We start from the raw sequence: 260 nt of genomic DNA on the forward strand, positions 1-260 counted from the left end.
GTTCTTCTTGAATTCCTCACGGCGATCTTCGGCGAGAGTAGTCATCGTCATCCTCCTAGATAACTGGTAGAAAGTTCATTTTCGATGTCGTGTGGATCGCCGGTCTTCACGACGCGTCCCTGCAACATGAGTGCGGCCGAGGTCGCGATGGGCAGCACCGCTCGTGCGAACTGCTCGGCGACGAGAATGGAAATGCCTTCGGCTGCAAGCGAGCCGACGACGTCGTACATCTGCGAGACGATTCGAGGTGCGAGACCCAT

General features: G+C 56.9%; 1 pseudogene. It reads right to left on the reverse strand.

The window, feature by feature from the left end:
• Positions 1 to 47 precede the first annotated feature (47 nt).
• Positions 48 to 260: pseudogene (locus AC2ETI_RS32770) on the reverse strand (ABC transporter ATP-binding protein); the annotation flags it as partial.

Source organism: Rhodococcus sp. MurmanLake-1 (assembly GCF_056945715.1).